The organism is Paracoccus rhizosphaerae, assembly GCF_026162645.1.
GTDB lineage: Bacteria > Pseudomonadota > Alphaproteobacteria > Rhodobacterales > Rhodobacteraceae > Paracoccus > Paracoccus rhizosphaerae.
Map to the genome: position 1 here is coordinate 81,576 of NZ_JAOTBE010000004.1, position 16,624 is coordinate 98,199.

The 16,624-nt window shown below is 68.7% G+C and carries 17 protein-coding genes; 11 read left to right on the forward strand and 6 right to left on the reverse strand.

The genetic code is table 11. The features are described from left to right. Positions 1–84: 84 nt before the first annotated feature. From OC184_RS03205 to OC184_RS03215, 3 genes are read right to left on the reverse strand one after another with little or no spacing between them, the layout of a single operon-like run. On the reverse strand, positions 85–393 hold the full coding sequence (locus OC184_RS03205) for a hypothetical protein (protein ID WP_265505750.1): 309 nt from the start codon (positions 391–393) through the stop codon (positions 85–87). Continuing rightward, positions 390–2,939, reverse strand: coding sequence for a cytochrome c oxidase subunit I (locus tag OC184_RS03210; protein WP_265505751.1), 2,550 nt, complete (start codon positions 2,937–2,939; stop codon positions 390–392). Before OC184_RS03210 ends, OC184_RS03205 begins: the two co-directional genes overlap by 4 nt. Then, positions 2,936–3,604: a cytochrome c oxidase subunit II gene (locus OC184_RS03215; protein ID WP_265505752.1), complete on the reverse strand. Its 669-nt coding sequence runs from the start codon at positions 3,602–3,604 to the stop codon at positions 2,936–2,938. Before OC184_RS03215 ends, OC184_RS03210 begins: the two co-directional genes overlap by 4 nt. A 45-nt stretch (positions 3,605–3,649) precedes the next feature. Between OC184_RS03215 and OC184_RS03220 the strand changes: the two genes are divergently transcribed. Next, the gene (locus OC184_RS03220) at positions 3,650–4,180 is read left to right on the forward strand and encodes a DUF2231 domain-containing protein (RefSeq protein ID WP_265505753.1); all 531 of its coding nucleotides are present in this window, start codon (positions 3,650–3,652) and stop codon (positions 4,178–4,180) included. On the opposite strand, the gene OC184_RS03225 is transcribed toward OC184_RS03220, so the two are convergent. Next, positions 4,171–4,680: a CopD family protein gene (locus OC184_RS03225; RefSeq protein ID WP_265505754.1), complete on the reverse strand. Its 510-nt coding sequence runs from the start codon at positions 4,678–4,680 to the stop codon at positions 4,171–4,173. The genes OC184_RS03220 and OC184_RS03225 overlap by 10 nt on opposite strands. Further along, on the reverse strand, positions 4,677–5,396 hold the full coding sequence (locus tag OC184_RS03230; RefSeq protein ID WP_265505755.1) for a cytochrome c oxidase assembly protein: 720 nt from the start codon (positions 5,394–5,396) through the stop codon (positions 4,677–4,679). Before OC184_RS03230 ends, OC184_RS03225 begins: the two co-directional genes overlap by 4 nt. A 186-nt stretch (positions 5,397–5,582) precedes the next feature. On the opposite strand from OC184_RS03230, the gene OC184_RS03235 reads away from it, so the two are divergent. From OC184_RS03235 to OC184_RS03255, 5 genes are read left to right on the forward strand one after another with little or no spacing between them, the layout of a single operon-like run. After that, positions 5,583–6,560, forward strand: a complete 978-nt coding sequence (locus OC184_RS03235) for a cytochrome c oxidase subunit II (protein ID WP_265505756.1) — start codon at positions 5,583–5,585, stop codon at positions 6,558–6,560. Next, positions 6,557–9,103, forward strand: coding sequence for a cytochrome c oxidase subunit I (ctaD, locus tag OC184_RS03240; RefSeq protein WP_265505757.1), 2,547 nt, complete (start codon positions 6,557–6,559; stop codon positions 9,101–9,103). Before OC184_RS03235 ends, ctaD begins: the two co-directional genes overlap by 4 nt. After that, positions 9,100–9,507, forward strand: a complete 408-nt coding sequence (locus tag OC184_RS03245) for an Asp23/Gls24 family envelope stress response protein (protein ID WP_265505758.1) — start codon at positions 9,100–9,102, stop codon at positions 9,505–9,507. The genes ctaD and OC184_RS03245 overlap by 4 nt, the downstream gene beginning before the upstream one ends. After that, the gene (locus OC184_RS03250) at positions 9,504–10,073 is read left to right on the forward strand and encodes a cytochrome c oxidase assembly protein (protein WP_265505759.1); all 570 of its coding nucleotides are present in this window, start codon (positions 9,504–9,506) and stop codon (positions 10,071–10,073) included. The genes OC184_RS03245 and OC184_RS03250 overlap by 4 nt, the downstream gene beginning before the upstream one ends. Beyond that, positions 10,070–11,125 (forward strand): c-type cytochrome, encoded by a 1,056-nt coding sequence (locus tag OC184_RS03255; RefSeq protein WP_265505760.1) that lies wholly within the window; start codon positions 10,070–10,072, stop codon positions 11,123–11,125. The genes OC184_RS03250 and OC184_RS03255 overlap by 4 nt, the downstream gene beginning before the upstream one ends. A gap of 2 nt (positions 11,126–11,127) precedes the next feature. On the opposite strand, the gene OC184_RS03260 is transcribed toward OC184_RS03255, so the two are convergent. Further along, on the reverse strand, positions 11,128–11,718 hold the full coding sequence (locus OC184_RS03260; RefSeq protein ID WP_265505761.1) for an exopolysaccharide biosynthesis protein: 591 nt from the start codon (positions 11,716–11,718) through the stop codon (positions 11,128–11,130). A gap of 186 nt (positions 11,719–11,904) precedes the next feature. Between OC184_RS03260 and OC184_RS03265 the strand changes: the two genes are divergently transcribed. The 5 genes from OC184_RS03265 (at position 11,905) to OC184_RS03285 (ending at position 16,561) form a co-directional block, all read left to right on the forward strand. Beyond that, on the forward strand, positions 11,905–12,759 hold the full coding sequence (locus tag OC184_RS03265; protein ID WP_265505762.1) for a hypothetical protein: 855 nt from the start codon (positions 11,905–11,907) through the stop codon (positions 12,757–12,759). Between the two features lie 200 nt (positions 12,760–12,959). Continuing rightward, a complete protein-coding gene (locus OC184_RS03270) occupies positions 12,960–13,865 on the forward strand; it encodes a siderophore ABC transporter substrate-binding protein (protein ID WP_265505763.1) in 906 nt (301 codons plus the stop codon). Beyond that, positions 13,865–14,818 carry an ABC transporter permease gene (locus tag OC184_RS03275; protein WP_265505764.1) on the forward strand — a complete coding sequence of 318 codons (954 nt, stop codon included), beginning with the start codon at positions 13,865–13,867 and terminating at the stop codon, positions 14,816–14,818. The genes OC184_RS03270 and OC184_RS03275 overlap by 1 nt, the downstream gene beginning before the upstream one ends. A gap of 67 nt (positions 14,819–14,885) precedes the next feature. Then, the gene (locus OC184_RS03280) at positions 14,886–15,809 is read left to right on the forward strand and encodes an iron chelate uptake ABC transporter family permease subunit (protein ID WP_265505795.1); all 924 of its coding nucleotides are present in this window, start codon (positions 14,886–14,888) and stop codon (positions 15,807–15,809) included. Beyond that, on the forward strand, positions 15,806–16,561 hold the full coding sequence (locus OC184_RS03285) for an iron ABC transporter ATP-binding protein (RefSeq protein ID WP_265505765.1): 756 nt from the start codon (positions 15,806–15,808) through the stop codon (positions 16,559–16,561). Before OC184_RS03280 ends, OC184_RS03285 begins: the two co-directional genes overlap by 4 nt. The last annotated feature ends 63 nt before the right edge of the window (positions 16,562–16,624 follow it).

Genomic DNA, 16,624 nt, shown 5'->3' on the forward strand with positions numbered 1-16,624 from the left:
GGCAGAGGTGGACATGCAGGACCTTTCGCTGGCACGGAACGTCCAGCGCCTAGCACGGCCCGGCCCGGCCGCTCAATCGGGCAGTCAGAAGCAGGTCGAGGTCGCGATCACCGGAAACAGCGTGAAGGCGCTGGCCACAAGGCCGATCAAGCTGCCGGCGACAATGATCCGGCGTGCCCGCCCCTGCCCCGCCGGCATCGTCACGACCAGCAGGACATGCACCGCCAGCCCCGCCGCCCAGACGGCCCACATCGCCCCGCGATGCAGGTCCACCGGCCCCAGCGACACCTGCGTCCAGCCCAGGTTGCACCCTGCCCCGTGCAGCGCATAGACGGCCGAGAACAGCGCCCCCCACAGCATCGGCCCCGCAAGAGCGCGCGCCAGCCAGGTCATGCCAGCACCTCCTGCGCGGCGACGACCGCGACCGATGCGGCGCTGGTGCCCAGCCAGAAGGTCTGTAACAGTTGCCACGCCGGAACCGCGCCCCGCCTGTCGGCCCCGATGCGGCCCTGCCGCGCATCGACATCGGCCCGCAGCGCCAGCATCACCGCGATCACGCCATGCACAACTGCGAAGCCCAGGACGGCCCCGCGCAGCGCGTCGCGGGCGTGGCGCGTGGGATCGTCCAGCCCCCAGCCCAGCACGCCCAGCAGCGCCAGCGCCAACGCCGAACAGGCCAATCCAAGCCGCGTCCACAGCCTGCCACCCGCGCGCGTCCGGCGCGTCTCGGCCAGCCGCGCCGCGACGACACCGGCGGCCATCAGCGCCAGCGCGGCCAGCGCCGGAAGAAGCATCCACCACGTCCCGATACCGCTTTCGGGCGCCGGCCAGCCCGGCGCCACGACGGTCAGGAACCCGACACCGAACAGCAGCGACCCGTAGAGCGTCGCGTCCGCCACCAGCAGGACCATCGTCCCGGTCAGGCCCAAGGTCTGACGCACCTGCCAATGCAGCGGCAGCGACAGGCCGGGCGCGACCTCGACCAGGGGATGGTCGCGGTCAGTCCCCATGATCGCGCCCCAGCGCCAGACGACGACCAGCGTCGCCACGATCCCCAGCGGCGCCAGCCAGTAAAGCCCGGCCAGCATCATGGCGAAGAAGCTGCCGATCGCTCCGGCGGTCGCCACCGGCAGCGCGGTATTGGTGGCCAGCACGGCGATATGCTGCGGTCTGCCGCTGCCGGGTTCGACGACCAGCGTCTCGCGCCAGCCGCGTGGCGCGCCGGCCAGCAGCCCTTCGCCCCGCGCCAGCGGCAGCAGGGCGCCGGCATCGGGCTGGCGCGGTCCCGGCAGAGAGGCGAAGTTGTAGGATGGCGCCGGCAGCGGCATCGCCCATTCCAGCGTCGGCGCTTGCCACGGGTTGCGCCAGCTGCGCCGCCCGAACATCCACTGCATGATGACGTCAAAGGCAAACAGCGCAAAGCCCGCCGCCTGGATCATCCCGAACCCCGAGGAGACCAGGTTCAGCCACTCGAACTCGGCATTTTCGGGATAGACCGCGATGCGGCGGCGCATGCCCAGAAGTCCGGTCAGGTGCATGATGAAGAAGGTGCCGTGAAAGCCGATGAAGATCAGCCAGAACGCGGCCTCGCCCAGGCCGCGCACCCGCCAACGCCCGCAGATCAGCGGCATCCAGTAGGCGATGGCCGCCAGCATCGGGAAGACGAAGCCGCCGACCAGAACGTAATGCAGGTGCGCCACCACGAAGTGCGTGTCATGCGCCTGCCAGTTGAAAGGCACCATAGCCAGCATCACGCCGGTCAGCCCGCCCATCACAAAGGTCGCGAAAAACCCTATGATATAGAGCATCGGCAGACGGAACTGGACCCGTCCCTCCCACATGGTGCCGATCCAGGCGAAGATCTGCACCGCCGTCGGCACCGCCACCAGCGCCGACGCGGCCGAGAAGAACGACAGCGCCATGTGCGGGATGCCCACGGTGAACATGTGGTGGACCCACAGCCCGAAGGACAGGAAGACCAGCCCGATCACCGCCGCTACCAGCGCGCCATAGCCCAGGATCGTAGTCCGCGACAGGATCGGGATGATGGTGGATAGCGCCCCCGCGGCGGGCAGGAAGATGATATAGACCTCGGGGTGGCCGAACAGCCAGAAAAGGTGCTGCCACAGAAGCGGCGATCCCCCGCGGGCGACATCGAAGAACGGCCAGTCGAAGGCGCGCTCGACCTCCAGCAGGATCGACCCCAGGATCAGCGGCGGAAAGCCCACCAGCATCATCACGGCGGTACCCAGCAGGTACCACCCCATCAGCGGCATGCGCGTCAGCGGCATGTGCGCGGCGCGGCAGCGCAGGATGGTCACGGTGATCTCGATCGCGGCCGCCATGGCGCTGATCTCGACGAAGGTCACGCCCAGCAGCCAGACATCGGCATTGATGCCGGGCGTATAGGTCTTGCTGGTCAGCGGCACGTACATGAACCAGCCGCCATTCGGCGCCACCCCGAACAGCAGCGACAGCACGATGACGATGCCGCCGAACAGATAGCAGAAATACCCCAGCGCGCTGAGGCGGGGATAGGCCATGTCGCGTGCGCCCAAAATCTTGGGCAGAAGCCAAAGCGCCAGCCCCTCCAGCAGCGGGATCGCAAACAGGAACATCATGATGCTGCCGTGCATCGTGAAGATCTGGTTATACAGCTCGGTGTCCAGGAACGCGCCGTCGCGCGTCGCCAGCTGCGCGCGGATCATCATGGCCAGGACGCCGCCGATGGCGAAGAAGACGAACGCCGTCGCCATGAAGCGCTTGCCGATCGTGCCGTGGTTGACCGAGGTGAAGAACCCCCGCCAGCCCGGCAGGTCGCGCCAGACCTCGTCCAGTTCGCGGTGCAACGGCAGGGCGCGTCGCGGCGGGTTGGCCGCGATGCCGGCATCGGTGTCGATGGCGTCGTTGCGGGTGTCGATCCGGGGCCCTTTGGTCATTCACGGCCCTCCTCGGCATCGGCGAAATCGGGCAACGGCCCCGCCGGGTCATAGGCGACAACCTCGAAGTTCATGAAGCTGTGGCCCAGCCCGCAGAATTCCGCACACAGCCCCTCATAGGTGCCGGGCGCGGCGGCCATCAGGCGATGCACGTTCCGGTGGCCGGGGATCGCGTCCATCTTGCCGCCAAGGCGCGGCACCCAGAAGCTGTGGATCACGTCGGACGAGGTGATCGCCACGTCGAAGGGCCGCCCCGCCGGAACGTAAAGGACCCCCTGCGTCGTCACCGGCTGACCACCCGGACCCGGCTGCACGAACTCCCACGCCCACTGGCCGGCATGCGCCTCGACCAGAGGGGTGTCGTCGTCGCGCGCGATCATGCGTTCGCCGATCCAGATGCCGAAGCCCAGAAGCACCGTCAGCACCGCCAGCGAAAAGCCCAGGCCCCAGCCGAAGATCCAGCGACGCTCGGCTGCGAGACGGGGGCGCCCTTGCGACTGGCGGCGCAACGCGCGCCACAGCATTGCCATGACCAGAAGGGTGATCAGACCCGACCCGATCAGCATTGCCCACCACAGGCGCGCGATCTCGACCGCGGCGGGTCCGGCGGGTGTCAGCGTGCTCAGCGGCCCTTCGCAGGCGGCCAGCAGCGGAACCGCCAGCAAAGCGGCGGGCTTGTTAGGGCAGAACCTGGGCAGTGGGGACCCCTGATGCGCAAGAAGTATTCCTGGAGGCAGCGCCGCCGCCTTAGCGACCCGATCGAGGAGCATGTCGCCTTCAGCGACACCGAAACCAAGATCGCCATCGCCGGGCATCCGCTGCATGCGATGATGGTGGCCTTTCCGATCGCGCTGGCGTTCTCCGTCTTCGGGGCGGATGCGATGTACTGGTTCACCGGCGACGACTTCTGGCCGCGGGTCGCGCTGTGGGGGTCCGGCGTGGCCTTCGGCATGGGCGTCCTGGCCGGCGTCACCGGTACGGTCGAACTGCTGATGGCCCCCGGCATCCGCATCCGCAGCGCCAGCTGGACGCATTTCATCCTGGCGGTGATGCTGCTGTCGGTGCTTGGCCTCAACTGGGGCTTCCGGCTCGACGACCCGGTGGGGGCGGTACTGCCTTGGGGCGCGATGATCTCGGCCTTGGCGGCGGGGATGACGGGGATCACCGGCTGGCACGGCGGCAAGCTGGTCTTCGACTATCACATCGGCGCGCAACGCAGGGACAAGGGCGGTCATGCCTGACCCCACGTCCCGCGCGGCGACAGCATGAAGCGCGGCATCCAGTCGGTCAGCCCGCCCAAATCGGGCTTGGCCAGCACCAGCCACAGCACGCCCACCATCAGCGGGATCGCCAGCGCCAGCGGGATCAGCGGCGACGGCAGGTTGTGCATGCCCCTGTGTTCGGCCGAGATCAGGATGAAATGCCCGATCCAGGCGTGAACCAGCGCCATCCCGGACACCAGCGCCAGCTTGGCCACGAACCACAGGTCGAACACGTCGGCGGCGAAGATCAGCCCGGTGCCCGCCGCAATGGCAACGACCGCCGCAGGCGTCGCAAAGGCGACATAGCCGTAATGTGTGATCAGGCGGAATTCGGCATAGCGGGCCTGCAGCTTCTCGCTGCCGCGGTCGCGCCGCCATGCCCCGCCATAGAGGCTGAGAAGCAGCGGCAGCGCGATTAGCGACGCGCACCAGCAGAGCATCGCCGCCAGGTGCAGATACTTGAGCAGGGCGACGATCATGCCGCGAACCCGGCCTGCCAGCCGCGCCGCAGCACGACCGCGGCCAGCGCCGCCAGCGGCAGGAAACCCGGCACCCACATCAGAAGACCCGCCAGCTGCTGGTCGGCCAGCGCGCCCAGGCCCCAGGCCGCCGCGCCGCCGATGTGCTGCAGGTAAAGAACTCCGGGCGCGAAGGTCAGCAGCGCCCCGATCAGCCCCATGATCCCGGCCAGGCCGCCCACCAGAAGCGCGCGGCGCATCGCGTCCTCGGCCGTCATGTCGCGCGTCAGGATGGCCGACCAGAACGCCCAGGCCGGCAGCAGCATCGCCGCCTGCATCGCCCAGTAAAGGCCGTCCGACGCCCAGATCGCCGCATAGACCGCCGGCAGGTGCCACGCGACCATGGCAGCCGTGACCGCCCCCAGCGACAGGCTGGCGGGCACGCGCGCCAGGATCGGACAGGCCAGCGCCAGTGCGGGCGCCGCCACCGTGATCAGCAGCAGGTGATGGACCGACCGCGCCGCGAACAGCGCCACCGTCAGCGCGCAGAGCGGCGACACGAACGCCACCGCCAACGCAGTCAGTGCCACGGCCGCAGCGCCCCGACGCTCCGTCGCGAACCAAAGCGCACAGCCGGCCAGCGCCAGCGCCGCCAGAAGCACGGGGTCCGGGTTCCATGCCGTCCAGATCTGAGTGGGTGCCGGCGCGGGACCGCAATACGGAGTCTGCTGGATCATCAGGGTCCCTGTCCTGAATGCCACGCGGGCATGTTACGGCTTGGTGACGTAACCGCCTGTCACGGCGCGGGTTCCCGCCGATCCGCATCTGGCTGAGGCCCGACCACCGACACGCCCTGGGGAACAAAACGGCACACGGGAAGTTGAAGGAACCGGGCCATAACAAACGCGGAAGTGACGGGACATATGCGGCGACCACCCCTGGTCTGGCGGGCGATCCGCCTCGGGCCGATCATGGCCCTCGCCGGGTGCGAGGGGACGCAGTCGATGTTCTCGCCCGCCGGGATCGACGCGCTGGCGACGCTGAACCTCTTCTGGGTGATGCTGGCTGGCGCGGTCGTGATCTGGTTCGCGCTGAACGGGCTGTTCCTCTATGTGACCCGCATCCACGTCGGCAAGATGTCCCGGCGCCTGGCCGAGGCGGTCATCATCGGCGGCGGCATCCTGTTTCCGCTGGTGGTGCTGTCGACGCTGTTGATCTACAGCTTGCCGATGATGGGGCATCAGCGTGCGCCCGACGACGGCCTGCGCGTCAGCATCACGGCCGAGCGGTGGTGGTGGCGCGTCGAATACTGGCCGGACGGCGCCGACGCCCCCGTCGTTTCCGCCAACGAGCTGCGCCTGCCCGTGGACCAGCGCAGCGAACTGCTACTGACGGCGGGCGAGGTGATCCACAGCTTCTGGATCCCGGCGCTCGGCGGCAAGACCGACATGTTCCCCGGCCGCATCACCCGCATGACGCTGGCCCCGTCGCAGACCGGCACCTTCCGCGGCCAATGCGCCGAATTCTGCGGCCTGTCGCATGCGCTGATGGCGATCCCGGCGGTCGTCATGGAGCCCGATGCCTTTGCGGACTGGCTGGCCGACCAGGCGCAACCGGCCGACCTGTCGGCCCCCGGCCGCGCCGTCTTCCTGCGCGAAGGTTGCGGCGCCTGCCACACCATCCGCGGCACCCCCGCCGCCGGGCGGGTGGGGCCCGACCTGACGCATCTGGGCAGCCGCACCGCGCTGGCCGCGGGCATCCTGCCGATGACGGCCGACGCGCTCCGCGCCTGGATCTCGAACCCCGAGGCGGTCAAGCCGGGGGCCGAGATGCCAGCCTATGACCACCTGAACGACACCGACATGACGGCCCTGGCGGCCTATCTGATGGGGCTGGAATGACAAGCGACGCCGACCGCGGCACCTATCCGCCGACCGAGGAGATGCTGGCACAGCCGGTCCCCGCCGAGGTTGCCAAGGCGCAGGCCGACCGGCTGCGCAAGGTTTGGGCGCAGCCGCCCGGCTGGACCTACTGGTCCGCCGTCAACAACACCGAGGTCGGCGTCTGGTACTGCCTGACAGCCACGTTCTTCATGCTGCTGGCGGGGATCCTGGCGCTGCTGATGCGGGTGCAGCTGGCGGTGCCGGAAAACGACTTCCTGGATGCCAGCCGCTACAACCAGTTCTTCACGATGCACGGCTCGGCGATGATGTTCCTCTTCGCGGTGCCGATCTTCGAGGCGATCTCGATCCTGATCCTGCCGTCGCTGCTGGGTGCGCGGGACATGCCGTTCCCGCGGCTGTCGGCCTACGGCTTCTGGTGCTTCGTGATCGGCGGCATCTTCGTCATGGGGTCGCTTCTGTTCGATGCGGCGCCCGATGCGGGATGGTTCATGTATCCGCCGCTGGCCACGGAATACGGCGGCATCGGCGCCGACATCTGGCTGCTGGGCCTGTCCTTCATCGAAGTGGCCAGCATCGCGGCGGCTGTGGAACTGATCGTGGGCGTCCTGAAATGCCGCCCGCCGGGGATGCGCGTCAACATCATGCCGCTTTACGCCTGGTACGTGCTGGTCGTGGGGGGGATGATCGTCTTTGCCTTCCCGCCCCTGATCGCCGGCGACTTCCTGTTCGAGATGCAGCGCAGCTTCGACTGGCCCTTCTTCGACCCGGAACGCGGCGGCGACCCGATGCTGTGGCAGCACCTCTTCTGGATCTTCGGCCACCCCGAGGTCTATATCATCTTCCTGCCCTCGATCGCCGTCACCGCGATGATCGTGCCCACGGCGGCGCGCCGCCCCATCGTCGGCTATTCTTGGATCGTGCTGTCGGCGGTGGGAACGGGTTTCCTCAGTTTTGGGCTGTGGGTGCACCACATGTTCGCGACGGGCCTACCCGCGATCAGCCTGGGATTCTTTTCCGCCGCGTCAGAGGCCGTGGTTCTGCCCACCGGCATCCAGATCTTCGCCTTCGTCGCGACGCTGATGGTCGGGCGTGTCAGGATGATCCACCCGATGCTGTGGATCGCGGGGGCGCTGGCGATCTTTGTCGCGGGCGGGCTGACCGGCGTCATGGTCGCCATCGTGCCCTTCGACTGGCAGGTCCACGACACCTATTTCATCGTGGCGCACCTGCACTACACCATCTTCGGCGGGATGCTGTTCCCGGTCATCGGCGGCATCTATTACTTCTATCCCATCATCGCCAAGAAGCAGCTGTCCGAGCGTCTGGGGAAATGGGCCTTCTGGCTGATGTTCACCGGGTTCAACGTGACCTTCCTGCCGATGCACCTGACGGGGATGCAGGGCATGCCGCGCCGGGTCTTCACCTATCCGGGCGATCTGGGGTGGAACTGGCTGAACATGATCTCGACCGTCGGGGCGTTCGTGATGGCGGCGGGCATCCTGGTCTTCGTCTATGACCTGCTGCGGCCCAAGGGCAAGCAGCCCGACCCGCCGCGCAACCCCTGGGATGCGGGCACGCTGGAATGGACCCACAACGTCCCCGGAGAGGCCTGGGGCATCCGCTCGATCCCTTACGTGGACACCCGCTATCCCCTCTGGCAGCAATCGAAGATGCAGGAGAGGATCGACGCCGGCCGCTATTACCTGCCAGACGCCGAAGAGGGCAAGCGAGAGACCCTGGTCACCAGCGTCATCGACGCCCATCCCCTGCACGTCCAGCGCGTAACCGGCCCGGCCTGGATCACCATCTGGGCCGCGATCTTCACCGGCGGGGCGTTCATCTTCCCGACCTTCCACTGGTATCCGCCGGCCATCGTCAGCGCGGTGCTTGCGGTGGCCTGCATCATCTACTGGAACTGGACCTCGACCGCCGTCATCCCAGAAAAGGACAGCAAGGACGCAGGCTTGGGCCTGCGGCTGCCGCTCTATGTCTCGGGGCCGGATGCGGTGGGCTGGTGGGCGGTCTGGATCACTATGCTGGCCGACGCGACGGCGTTCTCCAGCCTCGTCTTCGCGGTCTTCTTCTATTGGACCGCCAGCGCGCAGTTCCCGCCTGACGGGGCGCAGTTCGCGAATGGCGGGCTGGTGGCGGCGGGCACGGGGCTGGTGGCGGGCAGCTGGGCGCTGACCGCCTGGGCGCGCCGCGACGCCGGCCGCGGCGCGATGGCGGCGCTGGCGGCCGCGATGCTGGCGGCCTGCGCTGGCGGGGCTGTGCTGTTCCTGGCGCTGTGGACGACGGACATGGATCCCACCGAACATGTCTATCCCGCGATGATGTGGGCGCTGGTCATCTGGGTGATCGTCCACCTGATCGCAGGGGTCGTCCTGCAGGGATACTGCCTCGCGGGCCTTGCCTTCGGCAAGATCACCCGCCGCCACGATGCGCCGCTGTGGAACAGCCTGCTGTTCTGGCACTTCCTTTGCCTGACGGTCCTTGTGACGGGCGCCATGATCGCCATCGCCCCGAGGTTGATGACATGAGCCACGACAAGCAGACATCCGACGCCCGGCAGTTCGCCGAGGAAAGCAGCAGCCTGGTGCGGATCACCGCGGCGCCGCTGACATGGGCGGGCCATTTCGTGCTGTGCTATGGCGCGGCGGCCGTCTGGTGCGTGAAATGGCCCGGCCCCATCGGCCAGATGGCGCCGCTGCGCATCGCGTTGGGGCTGGCCACGGTGCTGGCCCTGGCGATCATCGCCTGGCTGGGCTGGCGGTCCTGGCAGCAATGGGATCTGCTGGACGACTACGACTATGAACACGAGATGGGCGTGGGCGAGGATCGCCACGAATTCCTGGGCCATGCGGCATTCCTTCTGTCCATCGTGTCCTTCGTGGGCGTGATCTTCACCTCGCTGCCGCTGGTCTTCGCGGCGACGTGCAGATGAGGTGGGCGCCCGCATCCGCCGCAATCGCCGTGCTGGCGGCGGCCTGGCTGCTGCCCTGGGACCGCTGGACGGGGCCCTTCCCCGCCCACATGGTCCGCCACATGGCGCTGGTCGCCATCGCCGCGCCGCTGATCGTGCTGGCCCTGCCGGGGCTGGCGGGGCGGCTGGCGATCCCGGCGCTGGCCGGGATGGTGGTCGAATTCGTCGTCGTCTGGTCCTTCCACCTGCCCGGCCTGCAGGACCGGACCGTCCAGGGGCCGGGCTGGTTCGCGCTGGAGCAGGCGGCCTTCCTGGGTGCCGGACTGGCGGTCTGGGCGGGTGCACTGGCGGCGCGGCCGCTGGCGGGCGCCGGGGCGATGCTGCTGACATCCATGCACATGACGCTGCTGGGGGCGCTGATCGTGCTGTCGCCGCGGCCGATCTATGCGATCTGCGGACAGGACGTGGGGTCGCAGCAGCTGGGCGGGCTGATCATGCTGGGCATCGGCACGCCCGTCTATCTGGTGGCGGGCCTGTGGCTGGTGGGCCGCGCCCTGCATGACGGCGGACAGGAGGTTCGGGCATGAAGACGGTGATCCGGACGCTGCTGGCGGTGGCGGGGCTTGGGCTAGCGGGTGCTGCGGCGGTGGTCTTCGGCGGCCTCTATGACGTGTCGGCGCGGCACGGGCACCTGCCCGGTGTGTCCTGGGTGCTGCACACGACGTTTCGGAACTCGGTCCAGCTGCGCGCGCGGCCGATGGCCGAGGTGCCGCCGCTGACCGACCAGATGGCCGCCTTGGGCGCGCGCCACTATGACGCCAGCTGCCGCCACTGCCACGCCAGCCCCGGAGAGACCGCCACGCAGACGATGCGGGCGATGGTGCCCCACCCGCCCCACATCACCGACGCCGTCGCGGACTGGAAACCGAACGAGCTGGGCTGGATCGTCTATCACGGCGTCAAGATGAGCGGAATGCCCCAATGGCCCGCCCCGCGCGAGGACGAGGTCTGGGCGGTCGTGGCCTTTCTGGACCGCGTCTCGCAGATGTCGGAGGCCGCCTATGAGGACCTGACCGCACAGCCCCAGGCCGAACTGGCAGGGTTGTCCTATTGCGCAAGCTGCCACGGCTTGGACGGCCATGCGCCGAACCCGCAGGTTCCCCGGCTGGATATCCTGGACCGGCCGTATCTCGACATGTCGCTCGAGGCGTTCCTGGGCGACCTTCGCCACAGCGGCATCATGCAGCACGCGGTGACCGAGGTGCCGCCGGAGGCTCTGGACCCGCTGGCCGAGCACTATGCCGCGCAACCGCTTGGACCGGCGGCCGCGCAAGACCTCGACCCGGCGCTGGTCGCGCGGGGTCAGCTTCTTGCCGAGGCGCAGGAGGGGGACGACGTGCCGGCCTGCCGGTCCTGCCACGGGCCCTGGCCCGACAAGCTGCGGGACGAGTTCCCGTCGCTGTCCGGTCAGCACGAGCCCTATCTGCGCAGCCAGTTGAAGGCCTGGCGCGACGGCCATCGCGGGGGCGGCCCGGTGTCCGAACTGATGCGGGAAGCCGCCGAAGATCTGGAGGATGCAGATATCGACGCGCTGGCGGCATATTACGCCTCGCTGCCGCCGGCCCGGCTGTCCCGCTGAACTCAGCCGCTGAAGCCGAAGTACCATACCGCCACCGGGATCGCCGACAACAGCAGCATGGCGGCCAGCACCAGCCCCCCGTCCCGCGTCAGCAGGCCCGCCGCGAACAGCGCGATGACCGCCGACGCGATGGAGCCCGAGGTCGGGATCACCTCCATGAACGGCATGAACAGCGTCAGCCCAAGGACCAGCAGCAGCGGCAGGAAGAACCATGGCCGGTGCAGCAGGAACTGCAGCCTGGGGCGCAGGAAGCGCTCGACGAAATGGACGGGCTTGCGCAGCCAGCCGATGCCCTTGCACAGCTTCTGCGTCGACAGCTGCCGGTGCATGACGAAGCCGGGAAGCCAGACGCTCTTGCGTCCGACGGCCATCTGCACGGCCAAGGCGAAGACAATCAGCGCGACCATGGCTGTCACGCCCGGAATGGCGCTGGCCGGCGATGTCGAGATGAGAGAGAAGGTCAGCATCAGCGATGCAAAGGATTTGCGCCCCAGCTTGTCCACGACCTCCTGGACCGCGATGCTCTCTCCATGGGCCGAGCTTTCGATTTGATCGAGAACGTCGCTGAGCGCGCGGGTTCTTCCTTCCGTCATGATCCACCTGCATTCGTTCGCGGGTCAACGCGGCGCCGGCGCTGCCGTTCCGCCTGCCGGGACAGGATGCTTTGCGGGCGCCGTGACCGCCGCTAGCCCATTCGTGACCGGATGAGAGGTGCCGCGCGGGGAACAGACCGCCGCGGCATCCGTTATCCGGACCAGGACCCTGGAAAGGAGATCGACATGTTCATGACGAACCGCAACCTGCACAGCGTCGCGCTGGCCGCGGCCCTTGCCCTGCCCATCGCTGCCGCGCCGGCCTTCGCGCAGACCGCCGACAGCGGCCAGACGACCGGGGACAGCAGCCAGTCCGCCGATATGGCCCCGCAGGCCGCCCCTGACGGCACGACCGCCGGCGATCCGATGGCCGCCCCTGCCCCAGATCAGGTCGTGGCCACCGTCGGCGGCACCGATATCCGTGGCGAGGACGTGGTGGCCGCCATCGCCCAGCTGCCCCCGCAGGTGCAGGCGCAGCCGCCGCAGATGCTGATCCCGCTGGCGCTTGAACAGCTGATCCTGCGAGAGCTGATCCTGCAGGAGGCGCAGAGCCAGAACCTGGCCGAGGACCCCGAGGTGACGCAGCTGGTCGAACAGACCATGCAGGACGCCCAGTCCAACGCCATGGTCCAGGTCTGGCTGGAGCGCGAAACCGCTGACGCCGTCACCGACGAGGCCGTGCAGCAATACTATGACGAGGCCAAGGCCCAGGGCGGCGAGGACTTCCCGCCGCTTGAGGAGGTGCGCCCGCAGATCGAGCAGCACCTTCGCCAGCAGCAGATGACCGAGCTGCGCACCAGCCTGCGCGAGGGGGCCGACGTCGTCCTTTATGGCCCGAACGGCGAGCCGATGGAGGATGCGCAGACCCAAGGCAGCATGGACGCCACGTCCGGCGGCCAGAGCGACATGGGCACCGCTCCCGAGGACCAGAGCAACACGGACTCCGCCTCCGGAAGCCAGGCGGACACGGCGACCGAGGCCGACGGTCCGACCGAGGGTCCCGTCGACACGCCGGCCGAAGAAACGTCGCCAAAGAACTGATCTGCGACCATCGATGCGAACTACAGGGGCAGGCCTAGGGCCTGCCCCTTTCGCATGTGCCGTTCCGCCAATCACGCCCACCGCCGACTTTTTTCCCGACAAAAAAGCATGGGAATTATTGTCCTCGGATTGTCGGTCCGCTAAGAGCCGGACTGCACAGGGTGCAACGGCGCCCGACGGATGATCCGAAGGAGAGAAACATGCGTGACATCGTGCTGGCCGGTCTTCTGGCGGCCCTTCCGGCCTCTGCGGCGCTTGCCGATCAGGTGGTGATCGAGACCGCGCAGGGCGAGGTCGCGCTTCCGGCCGATCCGCAGTCGGTGGCGGTCTACGACATGGCGGCGCTTGACACGCTGGCCGCGCTTGGCGTGACGCCCACCGGCACGATTGACCGCATCCTCGTGCCCGCGCTGCAGGATGCCGCGCCGGGCGCTGCGGCCGTCGGCACGCTCTTCGAGCCGGACCTCGAGGCGCTGGCGGGGCTGGCGCCGGATCTGGTGATCGTGGGCGGGCGGTCGTCGGCGCAGCTTCAGGCTGTCAAGCAGGTGGCCCCCGCCATCGACATGACCATCGGGACCGATCTGGTCGGCGACGCCCGCGCGCGGATCGATGCCTATGGCAAGCTGTTCGCGAAAGACGCCGAGGCCGCGCGGCTGTCCGAGACGCTGGACGACAAGCTTGCGGCGCTGCGCGCGGCGGTCGATCCTGACGACACGGCGCTGGTCGTGATGACCAATGGGCCGAAGATGTCGACCTATGGCAAGGGTTCGCGTTTTGGCTGGATCTTCGAGACGACCGGCTTGGCCGAGGCCGTGCCCGGCCTTGACGACGCCAGCCACGGGCAGGCGATCAGCCACGAATTCATCGCAGAGGCCGATCCCGACTGGCTTCTGGTCCTGGACCGCACCGCCGCGATCGGGGCCGAGGGTCAGGCTGCGGCCGAGACGCTGAAATCCGATCTGGTCGCCGGCACCACCGCCTGGCAGCAGGGCCAGGTGATCATGCTGGACCCGGCCTCGACCTATATCTCGGCCGGCGGGTTCACGTCGCTGACCGGCACCATCGACCGGTTGACGCAGGCCTTCACGGACGCCTCGTCCAGCTGATGCGCCCGCTGCCCGTCCTCGGTGCGGCGCTTCTGGCGCTAATGCTGGTCAGCGTGAGCGTCGGCGCGGCGCAGGTCGATCTGCGCACGATCCTGAGCGATCACCGGGCCATGCTGGTCGTGCTGGAATCGCGGCTGCCGCGGACGGTGGCCGTCGTGCTGACCGGGGCGGCGCTGTCGGTGGCGGGCGTGCTGATCCAGGCGCTGGTCAGGAACCGCTTTGTCGGCCCGGACACGTCCGGCACCGCCGAGGGCGCCGCCCTGGGCCTCTTGGCGGTCACGATCCTTTGGCCGGCAAGCCCACTGTGGCTGCGCATGATCGCGGCCAGCGCGGCGGCGATGGCGACCACGGCGCTGTTCCTGGCCGTTGTCCGCCGCCTGCCCGTGCGCGAGGTGATGCTGGTCCCCATCGCCGGGCTGGTCCTGTCGGGTGTTCTGGGTTCGGTCGTCACCTTCGTCGGCTGGCAGAGCGACCTGATGCAATATGTCGGCACCTGGCTGATGAGCGGAGAGTTCTCGGGCGTCATCTCGGGCCGGTACGAGCTGTTGTGGTTCGCAGGCATCGCGGCGGCGCTGGCGTGGTTCTCGGCCGACCGTTTCGCGATCCTGGGGCTGGGCGACGGGGTCGCGACGGGGCTGGGCCTGTCGACCGCGGCGGTCATGCGACTGGGGCTGGCGGTGGTGTCGATCGTGACGGCGATGGTCGTGACGACCGTTGGCATGATCCCCTTCGTGGGCCTTGTGGTGCCGAACCTGGTCGCGCGGATCATGGGTGACAACCTGCGGACCTCGCTGCCGGTGGTGGCGCTGGCGGGGGCGGTTCTGGTCCTGGCCTGCGATCTGGCGGGCCGGCTGGTGATCCGCCCCTATGAGGTTCCTGCCGGGCTGATCCTGGGCATCCTGGGCGCTGTCCTGTTCCTGTGGCTGCTGCACCGCAGGCCCGCGCATGGATAGCGGCTTCGCCGGCGCCGGCCTTGACCCTCGGCCGCGACTGTCGCGCGATGCGGCAATGCTGGGCGGCATGGCGCTGCTGCTGGCGGCGGTCGCGGCGCTGTGGATGTTCCAGGGGCTGGGCCAGGGCAACCGCAGCTTCCTGCTGGGCCTGCGCGGCGCGAAGCTGGCGGCACTGGTCACCGTGGCGGTGGCCGGCGGCGTCTCCACGATCCTGTTCCAGACGGTGGCGGCGAACCGGGTGCTGACGCCGTCGATCATGGGGTTCGATGCGCTCTATGTCCTGTTGCAGAGCGGGCTAGTCGTCGCCCTGGGCGGCGCAGGCTTCGTGGGACTGCCCCCCGCCGCCAAGTTCACGGCCGAGGTCGCGGCCATGACGGCGCTGGCCGCCCTGCTGTTCGGCACGCTGCTGCTGAAGGGGGCGCGGGATCTGCCGAAGATGATCCTGACCGGGGTGATCCTGGGCGTCCTCTTCCGGTCGGTGTCGGGGTTCCTGGGGCGGGTGCTGGACCCGAACGAATTCGCCGTCGTCCAGTCGGTCAGCTTCGCCAGCTTCAACCGCGTGGACGTGACGCTTCTGCCATGGGCGGTCGCGGCGACCGCGCTGGCCGTTGCAGCGGCATGGCGCATGTCGGCGATTCTGGACGTGCTGGCCCTGGGGCGCGACCCGGCGGTGTCCTTGGGGCTACGACATCGGGCAGCGGTGCTGGCTGTGCTGACGCTGGTGGCGGTGCTGGTGTCGGTTTCGACCGCGCTGGTGGGGCCGGTGGCGTTCTTCGGCCTGATCCTGGCGGGCCTGGCGCACGGGCTGATGCGCACGTCGCGCCACGCCCTGCTGCTGCCCGCCGCCGGCCTCTCTGGCGCCATCCTGCTGGTCGGCGGTCAGTGGCTGTTCGAGCGGCTGCTGAGCCAGGCCGCAACACTGTCGGTCGTCGTCGAGTTCGCGGGCGGCCTGTTCTTCCTGTTCCTGCTGCTGAAGGGGCGCATCAGATGATTCAGATCGACGGCGTCAGCCACCGGATCGGCGGCGCGCCGATCCTGCACGACATCTCGACCCGGCTGCCGCAGGGCAAGTTGACCGCGCTGATTGGTCCGAACGGCGCTGGCAAGTCCACGCTGCTACGGCTGGTTGGCCGGCTGGAGCCGCTGCAGGCCGGGCGCATTACCGTGGCGGGCCACGACGTGGCGACGACTCCTACGGACAGGCTGGCCAGGGTCATGGCGATCCTGGGGCAGCAGACCGCAATTGCCAGCCGCCTGCGCCTGTCCGAGCTGGTGGCCTTCGGCCGCTGGCCGCACCACAAGGGCCGCCCCGGCTCCGTCGACCGCGCCAAGGTGACAGAGGCGCTGGACGCGTTCGCACTGACACCGCTGGCCGGGCGCTTCCTCGACGAGGTGTCGGGCGGCCAGGCGCAGCGCGCGCATATCGCCATGGCGGTCGCCCAAGACACCGACTGGCTGCTGCTGGACGAGCCGTTGAACAACCTCGACATGGCCCACGCCCGCGCCCTGATGCGCAGGCTTCGAGCAATGGTGGATGGCGGCCGCAGCGTCGGCATGGTCGTGCACGAGATCAACTATGCCGCGGCCTGGGCCGATCACGTGATCGCGATGAAGAATGGCCGCGTCGTGGCGCAGGGACCTGCAGGATCGGTCCTGACGGAAGACCTGCTGTCGGACCTTTACGACACGCCCATCCAGATCGGCGAACATCGAGGCCGTCCGCTGGTGCTGCACCACTGCTGAAGCGGCGGGCGGCGCATGAAATGCGCTTTACTCGGCCAAGTTTGCGGTTACTGCTGGCTGCAA